The organism is Streptomyces sp. NPDC054961 (assembly GCF_053609145.1).
On the sequence record NZ_JBSGWY010000014.1, the window covers coordinates 56,412 to 74,632 of the forward strand.

The window sequence follows — 18,221 nt, forward strand, 5'->3', positions numbered from 1 at the left end:
CGGTGTGGTCAGTCGGTCTGGTCACACGGTGTGGTCAGTCGGGGTCGGGCATGGGGCGCCAGCCGCTCCAGCTGCCTTCGTGGCTGCGGAGGTTGACGTAGCGCCAGCCGTCGGGGGTCGGGACGCTCAGGGCGAACTTCCAGGGGTCGCCCTGGCTCCAGCGGTCGATGACGACGACCGGGCCGGAGACGACCCCGCCCATGGACTGCCAGCCGGTCCACTTCCCGCGCCGGTCGTTCCAGCGGGTCCACACCGCCGAGTCGGTGCCGACCAGGAACTGCTGCTTCGTACCGTCGGGGAGGGGATGGACGGTCACCCCGTACTCGCAGATGTAGACGGCGCCGCCACTCCCGTTGCAGTGGCTCACCGCCTGGGCGGGCGCGGCCGTCACGGCGAGACCCGCCAGGACGGCGGCCGCGAGAACGGCGGCCCTGATCCTCTTCATTTCCCATGGCTCCTTGCTGCGACGCACAGGCGAACCTGCTGACGGCCTCAAGGCTGCCGCGCGTCGCAAACGTTCCACTAACGCTCCGCTGCCGCCGAGGCCTTCCGCTGCCGGGTCCGGTCGCGGAACCAGGCACCCGTACCCACCAGGACCGCGACCCCCACCCCGTACACCGGCAGCCACAAGGTGGTCGTGGCCGCGAGGCATTCGGCGACGGCCTTGCGGGCCTGGCCCTCCCGTACGAACGCCAGCGCCGTACCGTCCCGCCCGGCCAGGCTCCCCAGCGCGGCCTCCGTCTGAAGGGCCTGGTACCTGCCCACCAACGCGCAGTCGCCGCGCGTCCGCGGCATCGGGAACAGCCAGGCCTGGCGCTGGAGCAGGGGGGCGAGCGCGACGGCCACGCACAGACCGACGACCAGCGCGTACGCGACCAGGCCGCGCATGTACGCGGAGCGGATGCGCGGCGTCCACCGTGACCGCCGCTGGAAGGCGAGCATCACCGCGAGGAGCGTCACCGCGATGAAGGTGGCGAACCACTGCCAGGATCCCTGGGCGAGCGCGAACGTCAGCACGGCGGCCAGTCCGATGCCGATGACACCGGGAGCGGGAAGCTCGTCGCCCCCCGCGGCGTCTTCCGGCCTCGGGGTCATTCGGGGGCTCGAATCACTCACGGACCTCTCCTGGCAGCCGGTGCACCAGCATCCCCCGCGAACCGGCGCACCCCGGCGCGCCATGCCGCCCGCCCCCACCGGCCCGCCCGTACGGCCCGCCCCGCCCGATTCCCTGGCCCGATCGCGTGAACCGGGGCCTCGCCTCCCGTCGGGATCCCGCGGCGAAAACTACCTTGTACGCCGACCCTCTCCGGCCGGAGCGAGCGATCCCAGAGGAGCGATCATGGCGACCGACCCCGAAGCGCCGACCGTCCCGCAGGTGACCATGACCCTCTCCGCGATCGCGGCGACCGCCGCCGCTCCGCGCCCCTCGGGCGAGACCCTCGCGGAGCAGAGCACCCGGATGATCCTCGGCATCAACCAGCAACTGGCCGACACCTCGCTCGCGACCCGGGGCACCTGGGTCCTCTGCTGGCTCGGGGTGAGTCCGGGCAACGCCAACATGGCCTATCTCGCCAAGAACACCGACGGCTCCAACTCCTTCGCCGTGGTGATCCGCGGCACCGTCGGTACCGTGACCGATCTGCTGGAGGACCTCGACGTCGGCACGGTGGTCCCGCTCCACCTCGCCGGGATGCCGTCGCCGGTATCGGTCTCCAAGGGGGCGATGAAGGGGTTCACCGAGGTCGTCACCATGAACACGGCGGGCATCACCCTGACACAGGCGCTCACCACCGCCCTGGGCCAGGCGCAGCCGAACCCGACGGTCCACGTGACCGGCCACAGCCTGGGCGGCTGCATCGCGACCATGGTCGGCCCGTACCTGCAGACGTTCACCTGGCCCGACGGGAAGCCGAACTTCGAGCTGCACACCTTCGCCGCCCCCACCGCAGGCGGAGAGGAGTTCGCCTCCTACGTCGACTCCCTGGAATGGCAGGCGAACGAGCGCCACTACAACATGAACGACCTGGTGCCGCAGGCCTGGAACGACCTCGCGGCGGCCGGCCACTGGTACCCGAGCCCTCCGGGACCGGCGGCCGACGACGCCGTCAAAGCCGTCGTCTCGACGCTCGCCGGCCTCCCCGGTCCCCACGTCTACGTCCAGCCGGGCAAGGACGACCAGCTGAACAACACCTACGAGCCCTACGACCCGGACGTGGTGAAGCAGTCGACCCAGGACTTCATGGGGCAGGTGGCCTTCCAGCACGCCAACTCCACCTACCTGGGCCTCCTCGGCGCGCCTGACGTGCGGTCGGGTCCGGTGGTCACGCTCGTCACCCCCGTCGGCACGGCCGGCGCGCCGATCGAGATCGTCGGCAGCGGGTTCGAGCAGGGGGTCGTGGTCGACTTCGGCACGGTGCCGAGCACCAGGAACCACGTCATGCGCGACGACGTGATGATCTCCTGGGCGCCCGAGGGCGTCGGCGTGGTCGACATCCGGGTCACCAGCAGTCTGGGCACCTCCCCGGCCGTCGCGCGCGGCCAGTTCGCCTACGGCGGCAGCGCCCCCGTGCTGGTCACCGGCATCGGCCCGGACACGGGCCGGGCCGGCGACGACGTCCAGGTCAATGGCGTCTCCTTCGGCGAGGACTCCCAGGTCTACTTCGGCGACAAGCCCGCCGAGCTCCTCGAGTACGGCACCGAGCAGCTGACCGTCAAGGCGCCCACCGCCGCCATCGGCCTCGGCACGTCCGCGACCGTCAACGTCACCGTCCTCTCGGGCAGCTACTCCTCGCCCGCGAGCCCGGCGGACGAATTCACCTACCTGGAGTGGCACCAGGGCTGAACCGGTACGGCCGGGGCGGTCCAGGCCGTGGGACACCCGGCGCTCGAGCCCGGGCGGCAGGATCCCTCAGGCGCGGCGGACCCGCCAGAGCCATGCCGCCGTGCCGGCCAGCACGGCGAGCGTGACCAGGTTGGCCAGGAGGGCCGGGGTGCCGGCCGGGCCGCCCGCCTGGTTGTAGACGCCGATGACGGCGGTCGGCAGCACGGCGGTGAGCAGGACACCGGTGGTCTTCTGGACGGCGCTCCAGTGCACCGAGGTGCAGAGGAGCACCGCGCCGGCGATGCGGAACAGGACGCCGACCAGCGGCCCGAAGTGGTCGGGGAAGACCATGATGAAGGCCAGCGAGAGCGTGAGCATCAGGAGCGGGACCAGGGGGTGCACCATGCCCCGCCGCTCGGGTGCGCCGACACCGCTCGGGGCCGAGGTCCCGGCGGCCCCGCTTCCCGCCTCGGCCAGCGCCGTTGCCGCGATCGCGCGGGGGTCCCCCAGCTCCGCGAGGATCTCGCCGATCTCGGCGTCGGGGCGCTCGGCACACGTCACCTCGATGTGCTCGGCGAGGTCGGCGAGGAGTTCCTGGCGGCGGTCGGCGGGCAGCGCGGAGCCCTCGCGTTCGACGGCGTCGAGGTAGTCGCTTATGCGGTCGGCAGAGGTCTTCATTCGGGGGCTCCGGTGGGGGGGTGCGGGGTGGTCAGGAAGGCGTCGACGGCGTTGCGGAAGCCCGGCCAGACACGGGTGAACTCGTCGAGCGCGGCCCGGCCGCTGTCGGTGAGCGCGTAGTAGCGACGGGGTGGTCCGGAGGCGGATTCCTGCCAGGTGGTGGCGACCAGGTCGTCGCGGCGGAGCCGGGAGAGCAGCGGGTAGACCGTGCCCTGGCTGGTGGCCAGGGCGCCGGAGTCCTCCAGGGCGTGGAGGAGTTCCACGCCGTAGCGGGGACGGTCCCGCATCAGGGCGAGCACGCAGTACTCCAGGACGCCCTTGCGCAGTTGGGCGGCCGCCCGGGCCTGTTTGGCCGAATCGCCTGGTTCCATGCAATGCAAGATACCTGGCGAGACAAATGAATGGGAAGGGGGGCCGGCCGCGTCCTCGGCGGTCTCCACCCGGCCCTGGGCCGTGCGGCGCCGCCCCGGACGGCGGCCGGTTCCGCCGCGGGGGTGATCCGCCCGGTCAGGTCCGGGCGATCAGGGCGTACCTCTCGTCGGTGACCGGTCCGCCCCACAGGTCGCCGTCCTCGCCGAGCGGTTCGACGCGCAGGCCGGATACGAGCGGACGGACGGCGGCGGCCAGGTCGTCGGCGGTGACGCCGCCGTGCCAGGGCAGCGCGTCGGCCCCGGCGACGTACGGCGCGCCGCTCTGGCCCGCTTCGCGCCACCGTCCCTCGACGAGCACCAGCCGGCCTCCCGGGCGGAGGCGGGCGACCCATGCGCGGAGCGCCGCCCCGGGGTCGGGCAGGGTCCACAGCAGGTGCCGGGAGAGGAGGACGTCGTACCGCTCCTGGCCGGTCGGCGGAGCGGCGGCGTCGCCGACGAGGAACCGGCCCGCGAAGCCCGCGGCCAGAAGCTTGGCCTTCGCCGCCTCCACCATCCGGGGCGCCAGGTCCACGCCGGTCACCCGGTGCCCGGCCTCCGCCAGCAGCAGGGACAACGACCCGGTGCCGCAGCCCACATCGAGGACGTCGGCCGCCCCGGTGGGCAGCCAGGAACGCAGGAGCCGGGCCCACGCGGCCCGGGTGTGCTCCTGACGCAGGCCGTGATCCGGCTCCTCGTCGAACGACGCCGCGGCGGCGTCCCAGTACGCGGCGATGGCAGGGGTGGGATCCGACATGACCGAGATCATGCCCGCTCCCACCGACAGCACACGCGGCGGAACGGTACCGTCGCTCCGCGCCCGGCGCCCGGCGTCCGGCGTCCGGCGTCCGGCGTCCGGACACGACGCGTCCCTCGGCGGGGGCGCTTCCGAGCGCGGCGACGCGCTTCCGGCCCGCGGGTCTTCAGCGCTCCGTAGGCGCCGTACGGGCGGCTGCGCGGACGTCGAAGGGGACGGCGCCGATCCGGTAGCCCCGTTCGTCGAGCAGGTGGCCGCTGACCTTCATCAGCCACAGCGCGACGGCGCGGTCGGTGATCTCCAGGCCCGGTGCGCGCTCGTTGAGCCGCACCTCGAAGCGCTGGGCGTCCGCGAGGGACTTCACCCAGGCGACGACGAGCAGGTTGTGGCGGCCGGTCACGCCCGCGCACAGCCGTACCTCGCGGACGCCCGTGACGAGCCGGGAGACGCTCTCGAGGGCGCCGGCCGCCACCCGGCCCCAGTAGATGACCGCGACCGGCCACTCGGAGAGCGGCCTGGCGACCTCGCAGCGGGTCTGGAGCATCCCGGCGGCGAACAGGCGGCCGAGCCTGCGCCGTACGGTGTCCGGGCTCGCTCCGGAGCTCTCGGCCAGCGCGCGGTAGGTCGCGCGGCCGTCGACCGAGAGCGCGGCGACGAGATCGTGGTCCAGGTCGGTGAGGGGAAAGACGGGCACCTCGCCCCGGGCCGGTTCCCCGGCGGCGAGGCGGGCGATCTGGCCGCGGTCGAGGGCGCGCAGGCGCCAGCGGCTGCCCTCCGTGTAGACGGTGCTCGCGAGATGGGTGCGGGTGGCGCTGATGCCGGGCATCGAGCCGAGTCCCCGGGTCAGCCAGTGAGTGAGCGCGACGAGGTCGGGAGCCAGGACGGTGACGAGCAGGTCGCCGTCGCCGCTGACGTGCTCGACGGCGGTGACGTGGGGCAGCGCGGCCAGCGCGCGGGCGACGTCGAGCAGGCTGCCGTTGGCGCAGTCGACCTCGACGAAGGCGAGCAGTCCCTGACCGGCGGCGGCGAGGACGGGCGCGGGGTGGCAGCTGATCCACGCGGCGCCCGCTTCGGTGAGCCGGTTCCAGCGCCGGGCGACCGTGACCGCGTCGAGGCCGAGGACGGAGCCGATCCGGGTCCATTCCGCGCGCGGGGCGATCTGGAGGGCGTGCACGAGGGCCTGGTCAACGTCGTCGAGGACGAACGGGGCCGGGAGCGGGGCCGGTCCGGACACGGAGCCCGGCGTTCTTCCCGGCTTCGCCGCGGGGAGGGGGCCGGGCGGCGTCCCCGCCGCCTTTCCGGGTGTGGGGGCGCTGCCGCCCGCCTTCGGGCTTTCGGCCTCTCGCCCGCTTTCCTGCGTCACCGGGGTCCTCCTGCGTTTTTCCTGCGAATCCGGATCCCTCTACCCGGTGGGGCTTCAGCCTTGCCCTGACCACGGCCGGAACCGTATCAGGAGGTTGACGCAGCATGTCCGTACTGGAACGCGCCAGGGAACTACAGCCCGATCTGGTCCGGCTCCGCCGCTCGCTGCACCGCGAGCCGGAGCTCGGCCTCCAGCTTCCGCGCACCCAGGAGAAGGTGCTCGCCGCGCTCGAAGGCCTCCCCCTCGAGATCACGCTCGGCCAGGACCTCACCTCCGTCACGGCCGTGCTGCGCGGCGGCCGCCCCGGCGGCGCGGTGCTGCTGCGCGGCGACATGGACGCCCTGCCGGTGGCCGAACGAACGGGGCTCCCGTACGCCTCCGAGGTCGCCGGTCGGATGCACGGCTGCGGACACGATCTGCACACGGCCGGGCTCGTCGGCGCCGCGACCTTGCTCGCGGACCGGCGCGAGGCGCTGCACGGCGATGTCGTCTTCATGTTCCAGCCGGGCGAGGAGGGCTACAACGGCGCCGGCGCGATGATCGAGGAGGGCGTCCTGGACGCGGCGGGCAAGCGCGTCGACGCCGCCTTCGCCCTGCACGTCGCGGCCAACCGGCTGCCCGGCGGCTGGATCGCCTCCCGTCCGGGGACGGTGATGACGGCCTCGGACGTCCTGAAGGTGACGGTCCGCGGTGAGGGCGGCCACGGGTCGGCGCCGCACCGCGCCAAGGATCCGGTGCCCGCGGTCTGCGAGATGGTCACGGCGCTGCAGAACTGGGTGACGCGGACCTTCGACATCTTCGATCCGGTGGTGGTGACCGTCGGCAGTCTGCACGCCGGTACGCAGCAGAACGTGATCCCGGACACGGCCGAGTTCAGGGCCACCGTACGCAGCTACTCCGAGGCCAACCACGAGCGCCTCGCCGAGGGGCTCCCCCGCCTGGTGCGCGGGATCGCCGCCGCGCACGGGCTGGAAGTGGACGTGGCCTACGAGATGCTCTATCCGGTCACGGTCAACGAGCCGGCGGAGACCGCCTTCGCCATGGACACGGCCCGCGAACTCTTCGGCGCGGGCGAGGTGTGGCACGCGCCGCAGCCGGCCAGCGGTTCGGAGGACTTCTCGCTGGTGCTGCAGCAGGTGCCGGGGGCGATGCTGCTGGTCGGAGCCGCGCCCGAGGGCGCCGACCTGGAGAAGGCGCCGGAGAACCACTCGCCGAGGGCCGTCTTCGACGATGCCGTCCTCGCGCGGCAGGCGGCGCTGCTGGCGGAACTGGCCGAGCGGCGTCTCGCCACGACGGGGGACGGGGCGTGACGCCCCCGGCGGCGCCGCGCCCCGCGAGACGCGACGCCAAGGTCACTGCCGTCGTCGGGCTGCTCGTCGTGTTCGAGCTCGTCAGCGGCTTCCTCCAGGGATCCGCGCCGGCGCTCCTGCCGGCCGTGCGGGACTGGCAGGCCATCAGCACGTCCGAGGCCCAGTGGTTCACGGCGACCCAGTTCCTGGCCGCCGCGGTGAGCGTGCCCGCCTTCGGGCGGCTCGGCGACCTGTACGGACACCGTCGTCTCACCCGGATCGCCCTCGCCTGCGTCGCGCTCGGTACCCTGCTGGTCGCGCTCGCGCCGAACGTCGCGGTGCTGCTGCTCGGCCGGGCGCTGATGGGGCCGCTGGCCGCGCTGTTGCCGCTGGAGATCGGTCTGGTGCGCAGCCGGCTCGACCGTGACGGTGGACGCCGGGCGGTCGGTCTCCTGGTCGGTTCGCTGACCCTGGGATCGCTCCTCGGTCACGCCCTGGCGGGGCCGCTCCTCCATCTCACCGGTGACATCCGCGTCACGCTCTGGGTGCTCGCCGCGCTCGCCTGCGGCTGCGCGGTGCTCTCGTACTGCGGCATTCCCGAGTCCCTCAGCCGGGCGGAGGGCAGGATGGACTGGGCCGGTGCGCTGCTGCTCGGTCTGGCGCTCGTGCTCTTCCTCGGCACCGTGGCACGGGGGGCCGCCTGGGGCTGGACCTCGTTGCCCACGCTGGCCGGTCTTCTGGCCGCCGCGGCGCTCCTGACCTGGTGGGTCCGGATCGAACTCGCCCGTCCGTACGCCCTGGTCGACGTGCGGGCGGTCGCCCGGCGGCAGACGGCGGCGTACTACGTGTCGGGTTTCGTCTTCGGCTCGGTGATGCTGGGCGGTCAGGCCGTGGCGATCACCTATCTGGCCGCGTCGCCCGCGGTGGAGGGATACGGGTTCTCGCTCGCCACCTGGGAGATCAGCCTCTGGGGCGGGGTGCCGCACGTGCTGGCCTTCATCGGGGCGAGCGTCGTGGCCCGGGTGGCCGCGCGGGCCGGTTACCGCAGGACCCTCTTCGCCGCGTTCGGGCTGATGGCGGCCGGCAGCGCGGGCCTGATGGCCTCGTACGCCGTGCTTCCGCTGTTCGCCCTGTCGTCCGCGGTGACGGGCTTCGGCATGGGCCTGGCACTGGGTGGGCTGCCCACCGTCATCGTGGAGGGCAGTGCCGAGGACCGTACGGCGAGTGCCACGGCCGTCTACAACAACCTCAAGACGCTGGGCGGCAGCGTCGCGGGCGCGGGTGCCTCCGTGGTCCTCGGCACGATGGTCGCCGGCGGTACGGAGGTCCCCGCGCTCTCCGCGTATCTGACGATCTGGGGACTGAGCACGCTGGTGTGCGTGCTGGCACTGCTGCTCCAGACGACCGCGTTCCGTCGGGCAGGTGCCGGGGCGGACGGCCTGGGTGCGGACGACGGGGAGGGTACGGCGTCGGGTGCCGGGGCGCGTACGGCGAGCGGCGCCCGGTGACGCCGACGGCGCGTCCGGGTCCGTCCCCCGGACCTCCTTCCGGCGCGCCGTCGTCTCCTCCGATCGACCGCGTCCGCAGTCGGTGCGCGCCGTTCCGGCGCGCCTGAGCACGATGAGGTCGGACCGCACAAGCCATGTCCCCCGATCGGGTGACAGCCGCCGCTGCGGCCGGACCGGTCGTGGGTGCTGGGAGATCGTTTCCCCGACGACGGACGAGCCGGTCGCCGCACCGGAGGTGACGGCCGCGAAGGGTGGGGGATCAGGCGTGGGCGTGGACGTGGTGCGGGAGTCGGCTGGGGCGGGCCGGGTGGTCATCTGGGAGGAGTCCGCGCGCGACGGCGCGCAGGCCAAGACGCTCATGACAGCGGACTTCCGGGTGCGGCTCGCGCGCCGGCAGGGAGGCATGTTCGGTGCGGACGGCCCGCGGCACGTGGTGTTCGCGGCGGGGTTCCCGGCGGTGTGTGCCGAGGAGTTCGAGGCGGTCCGTCAGGTCGCGGTGGAGGCCGAGGGTGCGGTGAGTGTGGCCGCGGTGTGCCGGGGCGCCGCCCAGGACGTGGTGCAGGCCGTTGCCTCGGTGCGCGGCAGTGCGCACGCGCGGGTGATGGTGGTGGTACCGGCGTCGGAGGCCATGGCGCGGGTGATGGTGCACCGCGGCGCGCGGGCGGCGTTGGAGGAGGGCGTCGCGTGCGTCAAGCGGGCCCGTGACCTCGACGCGTCGGTCGCGGTGGACGTGTGCCTGGCGGATGCGTCCCGCGCCGACTCCGGACTGATGGCCGCGTACGCGCGGGCGATGACGGCGGCCGGGGCGGGCGTGGTGCTGCTGGCCGACACCGTCGGAGGCCAGTTGCCCGCCGGCTGCCGGTCGATGTTCGACGCGGTGGCGGCCGGGGCCGGTGAGGGTGTGGTGCTGGGCGCGCACCTGCACAACGATCTCGGTCTGGGCCTGGCCAACACGCTGCAGACGCTCTCGGCGGGGGTGAGGGTGGTCTCCAGTGCGTGGCTGGGTATCGCCGAGCGGGCCGGGATGGTGGCCACCGAGCAGTTGGTGTTCCTCCTGGACCGTCACCCCGAGGAGGTCCTCGGTCCTGATGCGGCACCGTGGTGGACCGCCCCGGACCTGACCGCTCTGACGCCGATCGCGCGGGCGGTGGCCGAGGAGACCGGCGTACCGCTGAGCGTGACCACGCCCATCGTCGGCCCCGGGGTCGGCACCCTCTCGACCGGAACCCCCTTCGTGCATCCGCGGTTGTTCCAGCCCTACGACCCCCACGAGGTGCTGGGTGTCGAACCGGCCGTGGTCCTCACCCACTTGGCCAGCGCCCGCGTCGTCACCGCCGTCGCCGCCCGGCTGGGGCACGCCCTCGACCAGCAGCGGGCACGGGCGGCGATGCGGTGGGTGAAGTCGCGGGCCTACCGCAGCGGCCGGGCCGTCGTCGACGACGCGGCGTTCGCCGCCTACCTCGACGGTCTCGCCCACGCAGGGGCCGGAGACGCCCGGTGACCGCGACACCCCGCGGCCCCTCCACCGGTGTCGCCGAAGCGCGGCGGGCCCTGGGCGAGGGAACGGCGGTGGTGCTGCCCAACCCCGCACCGCTGACCTACGTCCTCGCCGCGACCGTTCCGGGCGCCGTGAACACGGCCAAGGGCCGGCCGGCCGGCCAGGCCGTCGCCTTGTGGGCCCACCACCCGGATACCCTCACCGCCCTCGACGCGTCCTCGGCGCTCGACGCGTGTCACGCGCGGACGGCCCGCCGGCTCCTGGAGGAGGAACTCCTCACCCTGCTGGTTCCGCTCCGCCAGGACGTGCCCTGCCCCGGGTGGCTCTCACCCGCCGTCCGCGACGGCTGGGCCCTGCTGTTCGGCGCCCGCTGGACCCCCCTGCTGCCCGTCCTCGCCGGCTGTCCGCTGCTCTACGTCAGCAGCGCCAACCGCACCGGCCGGCCGCCCGCCGCCACGGCCTCCGACGCGACCGCCATGTTCCCGCCACCCGTCCCCGTCCTCACCTCGGACACCCTCACCGGCCGGCACGAGGAAGACGGGGCTCCACGGCGAGCCACCACCACCGTGCGCATCCACCCCGACGGCCGGCTCGAACTCCACCGCCACGGCGCGCAGGACCACCCCTACCCCACCGCCGCCGCCTACCTCCACCACCTCACCGCCTACCAGCCCTGACCACGCATCACCCGCGCACGGGAGGGCCGGGACACGAGGCGGCAAGGGAGCGGAAAAACGAAAGGGCAAGGAGAGTTCTCTCCTTGCCACTCTCAACATATAGCGCACCGGGGGGCTTGCCGCAAGGCCCGGGTCACGGCGCAGAATCGTCTGCCGATGCCACAACCTGCGGAAATGAGGGCACGACGTGCGTGTGTTGCTGTCGACGTACCGGGAACCCGGTGACGTCGCATCCATGGTGGGACCGGCCGTGCGCGGGGAGGTGCCGCAGTGACCGGGCCGTACGTGCGGGATCTGCACGAGGTCGACGAGCGGCAGGTCGCGGTCGTCGGCGGCAAGGGCGCGCACCTGGGCGGGCTGACGCGGATCGACGGCATCCGCGTGCCGGCCGGCTTCTGCGTGACGACGGACGCCTTCCGCCGGATCGTGGCCGAGGCCCCGTCGCTCGGCGACCGCCTCGACGAGCTGGCGCGCTTGAGGCCGGACGAGCGGGAGTCCGTGCGGGCGCTGAGCGCGCGGATCCGCCGGACCATCGAGGGGATCGCCCTTCCGGTCGATCTCGCGGCGGCGATCACCGGCGCGCTCGCCCGGCACGGAGAGACGGCCGCGTACGCCGTCCGCTCCAGCGCGACGGCGGAGGACCTGCCGACGGCCTCGTTCGCCGGGCAGCAGGACACGTACGTGAACGTCGTGGGGCCGACGGCGATCCTCCAGCACATCAGCCGGTGCTGGGCCTCGCTGTTCACCGAGCGGGCCGTGACCTACCGTCAGCGCAACGGCATCGACCACCGTACGGTCCACATGGCCGTGGTCGTACAGCGGATGGTCTTCCCGCAGGCGGCCGGCATCCTGTTCACGGCCGACCCCGTCACGGGCGACCGGAAGGTCTCCACCGTGGACGCCGGCTTCGGCCTCGGCGAGGCCCTGGTGTCCGGCCTGGTGAACCCCGACGTCTTCACGGTGCGGCACGGCGAGATCGTCGCCAAGTCGATCGCCGCCAAGCAGCGTGCCGTTCTCGCCCTGCCGGCCGGCGGCACGCAGGAAGTGCCGATCGACCCGCGGCGGCAGCGGCAGCCGGCGCTGACGGATGCGCAGGCCGTGAGGCTCGTGCAGCTGGGGCGGCGGATCGAGGCGCACTTCGGCCGCCCGCAGGACATCGAATGGTGCCTGGCCGATGACGTCTTCCACATCGTGCAGAGCCGGCCGATCACGACGCTGTTCCCGGTCCCTGAGACCGGCGACGAGGAGAATCACGTCTACGTCTCCGTCGGCCATCAGCAGATGATGACTGACGCCATGAAGCCCCTGGGCTTCTCCATGTGGCAGCTGACGGCCATGGTGCCGATGCACGAGGCAGGCGGGAGGCTGTTCGTCGACGTCACCGGGCGCCTGGCCTCGCCCGCGAGCCGCGCCGGCCTCCTGGACGTTCTGGGCAAAAGCGATCCGCTGGTCAGGGACGCTCTGGAGACCGTCCTCGACCGCGACGGCTTCGTCCCGTCGGTCCCGGACGCGGGTCCCGTCGGCAGGCCGGCGGCCGGCGGCGCGTCCGCCCCCATCGCAACCGACCCGGCCATCGTCACCGAACTGATCGAGCGCAGCCGGGCGTCCGTCGCCGCCCTGGAGCGCGACATCCGGACGAAGAGCGGACCGGCTCTGTTCGACTTCCTGCTGGAGGCCTTCGAGGAGCACAAGCGCGTCCTCGGTGATCCGCTGAGCATGCAGGCGATCATGGCGGGGATGGAGGCCACGTGGTGGCTGGGCGACACCCTGGAGGAGTGGCTGGGCGAGAAGAACGCGGCCGACACGCTCACGCTGTCCGCCCCCGGCAACATCACGTCGGAGATGGGCCTGGCGCTGCTCGACGTCGCGGACGTGATCCGTCCGCTGCCGGAGGTGGTGGCCTTCCTGCAGGGAGTCGAGGACGAGGACTTCCTGGACGAGCTGGCGAAGGTCGCGGGCGGCGCCGCGGCGCGCGCGGCCCTGGAGGCCTACCTGGACCGGTACGGCATGCGCTGCGTCGGCGAGATCGACATCACGAGGCCGCGGTGGCGCGAGCGCCCCACCACCCTCGTGCCCTTGATCCTCGACAACGTCAGGAACTTCGAGGCGGGCGCGGCCGGGCGCCGCTTCGAGCAAGGGCGGCGGAGGGCGCTGCAGAAGGAACAGGACGTCCTGTCGCGGCTGCGCGTGCTGCCCGACGGGGACCGCAAAGCTGAAGAGGCCAAGCGGATGATCGACCGGGTCAGAACCTTCATCGGGTACCGGGAGTACCCGAAGTACGGCATCATCAGCCGCTATTTCGTCTACAAGCAGGCCCTGCTGGAGGAGGCCGAACGCCTCGTGCGGGCCGGCGTGCTCCCCGAGAAGGAGGACGTCTTCTACCTCACGTTCCGGGAACTCCACGAGGTCGCGCGCTCGCACCAGGTGGATCACCGGCTCGTCCAGGAGCGCAAGGACGCGTTCCGGTCGTACCGGGCGCTCACACCGCCCCGGGTGCTCACATCGGACGGTGAGGCCCTCACCGGGGCCTACCGGCGCGATGACGTGCCGGCCGGCGCCCTGACGGGCCTGGCCGTCTCCGCCGGCACCGTCGAGGGAAGGGCGCGCGTCATCCTCGACCTGGCGCAGGCCGATCTCGAGGAGGGCGACATCCTGGTCACGACGTTCACCGACCCCAGCTGGTCGCCGTTGTTCGTCGGGATCGCGGGCCTGGTGACGGAGGTGGGCGGCTTGATGACCCATGGCGCGGTGATCGCCCGGGAGTACGGCCTGCCGGCGGTCGTGGGCGTGGAGCGGGCCACCCGGCTGATCCGGGACGGGCAGCGGATCCGCGTGCACGGAACCGACGGGTACGTCGAGATCTTGCCCTGACGGGCCGTTCCTCACCCGGAAGGTGCCTCTCCCGCTCCCCCGCGTCCGGCCTCGGTCCGTCCGGTCGGCCGCGGGGTTCCGTACCCTGGCGGCATGCGCATGCGTCCCACGTTGAGCTGGACCGCCGCCGAGGGTCTGCCCGCGGGCACCACGAGCGTCACGCCGGTCGCAGAGGTACTGAGCGCCGGCGGGGTGCTGGTGGTGAGCGGGGCGGGCATCTCCACGGAGTCGGGCATCCCCGACTACCGGAGCGAAGGGGGGAGCCTGAGGCGGCACACCCCGATGACCTACCAGGATTTCACCGGCAGCGCCCAGGCGCGGCGCCGGTACTGGGCCCGCAGCCACCTCGGCTGGCGCACCTTCGGCCGCGCCCGCCCGAACGCCGGACACCGGGCGGTGGCCGCGTTCGGGCGGAGCGGGTTGCTCGCGGGGGTGATCACCCAGAACGTGGACGGGCTGCACCAGGTGGCCGGCAGTGCCGGCGTGGTGGAACTGCACGGAAGCCTGCACCGGGTCGTCTGCCTGTCCTGCGGTGACTTCAGCGCCCGCCCCGAGCTCGCCGTGCGGCTCGAGGAAGCCAACCCCGGGTTCGATCCGATGGCGGCCGGGATCAATCCGGACGGTGACGCCGACCTCACCGATGAACAGGTCGGGGCCTTCCGCGTGGTGCCCTGCGCGGTGTGCGGCGGCATCCTCAAGCCGGACGTGGTGTTCTTCGGCGAAGCCGTCCCACCACGGCGGGTCGAGGGCTGCCGCGAGCTGGTCCGTGGGGCGGCTTCCCTGCTGGTCCTGGGGTCCTCCCTGACCGTGATGTCCGGGCTGCGGTTCGTGCGTCAGGCGGCCCAGGCCGGGAAGCCGGTGCTGATCGTCAACCGGGACGTGACCCGGGGCGACCAGCACGCCGTCACCCGGGTCGCGCTCCCCCTGGGGAGGGCCCTCGCCGCCGTGGCCGACCAGTTGGACGTTCCTGTCGACGGCGAGGCCGCGCCGCCGGTCTAGTGCCGCGTCGGGCAAGGTTTGCCCCTTGAGGAGCGGCGTCCGGTGCGTGCTCTCGGCGTGCCGGCCGCAAGCGCTCGTACGGGACGTACTTGGGCTTTCGGCCGGTGCGGCGAGCGTGCGTGCCGGGCGTCGCGACGGGGCGAACGTTGCCTGACGCGGCACCAGGTGTGGAAACACCGCCCGCCACAGCTCCACGAGGCACTGGCCCTCTCCTGGGCGAACGGCACGGCCCCGCACACCCGCACCCGCCGGGGAGGGGGCGGGTGCGGACGTACGGGGCCGGGCGGGCCGGACGGGCCGGACGGGGTGCGGGCAGCGGCCGTCAGAACGCGAAGACGGCGTTCCCGTTGAAGGTCGCGGCCATGACGCACCCGTTGGAGAAGGTGTGCTTCCAGGAGACGCGCTTGCCCTGCCAGACGCCGTCCGCGGAGACGGTGACGGGGTCGTAGTGCATCGGACACGCACGGTTGGAGTCCGGGGCGGCCAGAAGCGTCTCGAGGGTGCCGGCGGTGGCCTTGAGGGCCGCACACGCGGCCTTGGGGTCGGGGTGCGTGCCCTGGGCGGTAGGCGCGCAGCTGAGGGCGGACGCCCGCACCACGGTGGACGCGTCCTCGCCCTGGGCGACGGCGAGGACCACGGCGGACGGGGCGTACAGGCTGGCGGGCTTTGCCTCCGCGATGCCGGTGGCGCCTGCCAGGGTCAGGAGGGCAGCGGCGGAGACGGCAGCGATGCGGTGACGCACGACGGACTCACTTTCAATTCAAAGGAAACACGCAGCAGTTGCCTGTGTTACATCGACTGGACACCGCTCAGCTTGCCGCGTACGAAGGGTGCGCGCACATCGAACACCGATTTACGGACACCCCTCCCCCTCAGGCACGACCGAATGGTCGTTCGGGCAGCTCAGATGGGTGCGAGCCCTGCGCGATCAAGCGAAAACGGAGGGTGACACCCGGCGTGTCGCCCCCCTGAGGGGCGGTTGACCTGCGGTCGGCCGCGCGCGGTTCATCGAACGTCCATCCAGGCTGACCGGATAGCGCCGTGCCACCGCCCCTCCCGCCCCGGACGACGCACGCGGCACGCGCGCGGAGCCGACGCGACGTTCACGTCGCGGAGGCGTGGCTCAGGAGCACCTCCAGCAGCTGATCCGGTACCTCCCGCATGACGTTGTGACCGCTTTCGACGGCGTGCGTGCGCCACTGGGGCGAGCCGCTCAGCCGCTCGTACAGCTCCGTGAACGGTGACGGCGTCGGCCACCGCGTGGCGTACACGTACGACTTGTCCGCGAAGCGGGTCAGGTCGCCCTCCAGGCGGACCGCCTGGAGCAGCGAGGCCAGCGGGTGCGGGGTGGCGCGCGGGTCGAAGAAGGGGAGCGGGGCGCTGGTGTATCCGTTGTCTCCGGCGCCGTCGAGGTACCACGCGCGCTCGTTGTCCGTCACCAGGGACCAAGTGGACTGACCGTCCTCGGGGACCATCGCGTCCACGTACACGAGCCCCTTCACCCGCTCCGGGACCCGGTCGGCGGCGCCGGTGATGACCATGCCGCCGTAGCTGTGGGCGACCAGTACGGCGTCGGTGACCTCCTCGTCCTCCAACAGGTTCACCACGTCCGCGATGTGGGTGTCCAGGTTCACCGAGGGGGTCAGCAGGTGCTTGCGACTGCCCAGTCCGGTCAGCGTCAGCGGATAGGCGTGGTGGCCGGCGCGCCGCAGTTCACGGGCGAGCGGCTCGAAGGTCCAGGCGCCGTGCCAGGCTCCGGGAACGAGGATGTAGGTGGTCTCTGTCAGGCTCATGTGATCGAGGATGCCGGGCGGCATCCAGGTGTTCGAGTGGCCGGAGCGACACGATGTGAAAAGATCTGGCCATGACGTCTGAGGTGACCCACCGGGTCGTCGTTCTGGCCCTCGACGGGGTCTACCCCTTCGAGATGACCATTCCCGTACGGATCTTCGGTACGGCCCAAGGCCCCGACGGGGCACCGCTGTACGAGATCCTCACCTGCAGCATCGACGGCCGGCCGGTCCGCACCAGCGCCGACTTCAGCATCACGGTCGAGCACGGTGCGGAGGCGGTCGCGACCGCGGACACCCTCGTCATCCCGCCCTTCACCTGTGGACCGGGCGCCGACGGCACGGACGCCGGTGCGGTGGACTGGCTGCCCGCCGAGTTGGCCCGGGCGCTTTCCCGACTCCCCCCCCGGGCGCACGCATCGTCTCGATGTGCACGGCCTCCTACGTGCTCGCGACCGCGGGACTCCTCGACGGCCGCCGGGCGACCACCCACTGGAACGAGGCGGAGCACTTCCAGCGGGCCTTCCCCCGGGTCCGGGTCGACGCGGACGTCCTCTTCGTGGACGGCGGCCAGGTGCTCACGGCCGCCGGGGTCGCCGCCGGAGTGGATCTCTGCCTGCACCTGCTGCGCCGTGACCACGGCAGCGCGGTGGCCAATCGGGTCGCCCGGCTGTGCGTCGTTCCGCCGTGGCGGGAAGGCGGGCAGGCGCAGTTCATCGAGCGGCCGGTGCCCGAGGTCTCGCAGGCGAGCACCGCGGCCACCCGCGAGTGGGCGCTGAGCCGGCTCGGCCATCCGGTCGCGCTCGCGGAACTGGCACGGCACGCGGGCATGAGCGTACGGACCTTCTCGCGCCGGTTCCGCGACGAAGTCGGGATGACGCCCGGCCAGTGGCTGACGCGGCAGCGCATCGAGCACGCCCGACGGCTGCTGGAGGTCACCGATCTGCCGGTGGACCGCATCGCACAGGAGGCCGGGCTGGGTACGGGCGCCTCGCTGCGACGGCACATGGCACAGGCGATCGGCGTCGCGCCGATGGTGTACCGGCAGACGTTCCGGGCCCGGGCGGTCACCGCCCAGCCGTGATGTCCCGGGACCGGGGGGGAGGAAAGCGGGCCCGGTTCGCCGAGCGGTGCGCGGACGCCGCAGGGCCGGCGGGTGCCCCGAGGGCTCCCGCCGGCCCCGGACGGCCGGTGTCAGCGCAGCAGCTGGGCTCCGGCCCAGTCGGCGTGGTCGCTGTTGATGCCGTCACCCGCGTCCGTCGCCTTGAGCACCAGCGAGTTCACGCCGGCGACGCTGACGTCGATGGACTGCGTCGCACTCGACGGCGTCATGACCGCAGGGCTCTCGTACAGCTTGACGCCGTCGCCCCAGACCTCGAACTTGACCGTCGCGTTCGCCCCCACCTCGTCATCCACACCGACGTCCGACTGGAACCGCGCGTACCCACCGTTCAAGGCGTAGGTGACCGCACTGTTGGCGTGCGTACCGATCCCCCTGGTGTAGGCGGCGCCGTTCAGCTTGATCGGGTGCCCGTCGACGCTCTTGTCCTTCTGGACGGTGCC

At 72.8% G+C, this 18,221-nt stretch carries 16 protein-coding genes and 1 pseudogene; 8 read left to right on the forward strand and 9 right to left on the reverse strand.

The window, feature by feature from the left end; genetic code table 11:
- Positions 1 to 34 precede the first annotated feature (34 nt).
- Entirely contained in the window at positions 35 to 445 is a 411-nt protein-coding gene (locus ACWF9Z_RS15475) for a hypothetical protein (RefSeq protein ID WP_453602318.1), read from the reverse strand.
- Positions 446 to 522: 77 nt separating this feature from the next.
- Positions 523 to 1,116 (reverse strand): hypothetical protein, encoded by a 594-nt coding sequence (locus tag ACWF9Z_RS15480; protein WP_453602321.1) that lies wholly within the window; start codon positions 1,114 to 1,116, stop codon positions 523 to 525.
- Positions 1,117 to 1,339: 223 nt separating this feature from the next.
- On the opposite strand from ACWF9Z_RS15480, the gene ACWF9Z_RS15485 reads away from it, so the two are divergent.
- Complete coding sequence (locus ACWF9Z_RS15485) at positions 1,340 to 2,842, forward strand: lipase family protein (RefSeq protein WP_453602324.1); 1,503 nt, start codon at positions 1,340 to 1,342, stop codon at positions 2,840 to 2,842.
- Between the two features lie 66 nt (positions 2,843 to 2,908).
- On the opposite strand, the gene ACWF9Z_RS15490 is transcribed toward ACWF9Z_RS15485, so the two are convergent.
- From ACWF9Z_RS15490 to ACWF9Z_RS15505, 4 genes are all read right to left on the reverse strand, one after another.
- Positions 2,909 to 3,499, reverse strand: a complete 591-nt coding sequence (locus ACWF9Z_RS15490) for an HAAS signaling domain-containing protein (RefSeq protein WP_453602327.1) — start codon at positions 3,497 to 3,499, stop codon at positions 2,909 to 2,911.
- Positions 3,496 to 3,870, reverse strand: a complete 375-nt coding sequence (locus ACWF9Z_RS15495) for a PadR family transcriptional regulator (protein WP_453602330.1) — start codon at positions 3,868 to 3,870, stop codon at positions 3,496 to 3,498. The genes ACWF9Z_RS15490 and ACWF9Z_RS15495 overlap by 4 nt, the downstream gene beginning before the upstream one ends.
- Before the next feature lie 136 nt (positions 3,871 to 4,006).
- Positions 4,007 to 4,663 carry a class I SAM-dependent methyltransferase gene (locus ACWF9Z_RS15500; RefSeq protein WP_453602332.1) on the reverse strand — a complete coding sequence of 219 codons (657 nt, stop codon included), beginning with the start codon at positions 4,661 to 4,663 and terminating at the stop codon, positions 4,007 to 4,009.
- Positions 4,664 to 4,829: 166 nt separating this feature from the next.
- Entirely contained in the window at positions 4,830 to 5,897 is a 1,068-nt protein-coding gene (locus tag ACWF9Z_RS15505) for an Lrp/AsnC family transcriptional regulator (RefSeq protein ID WP_453602335.1), read from the reverse strand.
- A gap of 233 nt (positions 5,898 to 6,130) precedes the next feature.
- On the opposite strand from ACWF9Z_RS15505, the gene ACWF9Z_RS15510 reads away from it, so the two are divergent.
- The 6 genes from ACWF9Z_RS15510 to ACWF9Z_RS15535 all read left to right on the forward strand — a co-directional run bounded on the left by ACWF9Z_RS15510 (position 6,131) and on the right by ACWF9Z_RS15535 (position 14,868).
- Complete coding sequence (locus tag ACWF9Z_RS15510) at positions 6,131 to 7,336, forward strand: M20 metallopeptidase family protein (protein WP_453602338.1); 1,206 nt, start codon at positions 6,131 to 6,133, stop codon at positions 7,334 to 7,336.
- Positions 7,333 to 8,823: an MFS transporter gene (locus ACWF9Z_RS15515; protein ID WP_453602341.1), complete on the forward strand. Its 1,491-nt coding sequence runs from the start codon at positions 7,333 to 7,335 to the stop codon at positions 8,821 to 8,823. The genes ACWF9Z_RS15510 and ACWF9Z_RS15515 overlap by 4 nt, the downstream gene beginning before the upstream one ends.
- 265 nt (positions 8,824 to 9,088) lie before the next feature.
- A complete protein-coding gene (locus ACWF9Z_RS15520) occupies positions 9,089 to 10,324 on the forward strand; it encodes a 2-isopropylmalate synthase (RefSeq protein WP_453602344.1) in 1,236 nt (411 codons plus the stop codon).
- Positions 10,321 to 10,998: a hypothetical protein gene (locus tag ACWF9Z_RS15525; RefSeq protein ID WP_453602347.1), complete on the forward strand. Its 678-nt coding sequence runs from the start codon at positions 10,321 to 10,323 to the stop codon at positions 10,996 to 10,998. Before ACWF9Z_RS15520 ends, ACWF9Z_RS15525 begins: the two co-directional genes overlap by 4 nt.
- Positions 10,999 to 11,268: 270 nt before the next feature.
- Positions 11,269 to 13,869, forward strand: coding sequence for a rifamycin-inactivating phosphotransferase (rph, locus tag ACWF9Z_RS15530; protein WP_453602350.1), 2,601 nt, complete (start codon positions 11,269 to 11,271; stop codon positions 13,867 to 13,869).
- A gap of 93 nt (positions 13,870 to 13,962) precedes the next feature.
- Positions 13,963 to 14,868, forward strand: a complete 906-nt coding sequence (locus ACWF9Z_RS15535; protein WP_453602353.1) for an NAD-dependent protein deacetylase — start codon at positions 13,963 to 13,965, stop codon at positions 14,866 to 14,868.
- A gap of 322 nt (positions 14,869 to 15,190) precedes the next feature.
- Here ACWF9Z_RS15535 and ACWF9Z_RS15540 read toward each other — a convergent pair whose 3' ends face one another.
- Together ACWF9Z_RS15540 and ACWF9Z_RS15545 are read right to left on the reverse strand one after the other, a co-directional pair.
- The gene (locus ACWF9Z_RS15540) at positions 15,191 to 15,610 is read right to left on the reverse strand and encodes an SSI family serine proteinase inhibitor (RefSeq protein WP_453602355.1); all 420 of its coding nucleotides are present in this window, start codon (positions 15,608 to 15,610) and stop codon (positions 15,191 to 15,193) included.
- Positions 15,611 to 15,971: 361 nt separating this feature from the next.
- Positions 15,972 to 16,661, reverse strand: coding sequence for an alpha/beta fold hydrolase (locus ACWF9Z_RS15545; RefSeq protein ID WP_453602358.1), 690 nt, complete (start codon positions 16,659 to 16,661; stop codon positions 15,972 to 15,974).
- Between the two features lie 71 nt (positions 16,662 to 16,732).
- Between ACWF9Z_RS15545 and ACWF9Z_RS15550 the strand changes: the two are divergent.
- Positions 16,733 to 17,742: pseudogene (locus ACWF9Z_RS15550) on the forward strand (GlxA family transcriptional regulator).
- A gap of 110 nt (positions 17,743 to 17,852) precedes the next feature.
- Here ACWF9Z_RS15550 and ACWF9Z_RS15555 read toward each other — a convergent pair.
- A partial coding sequence (locus ACWF9Z_RS15555) for an NPCBM/NEW2 domain-containing protein (protein ID WP_453602361.1) occupies positions 17,853 to 18,221 on the reverse strand: 369 nt, incomplete at its 5' end.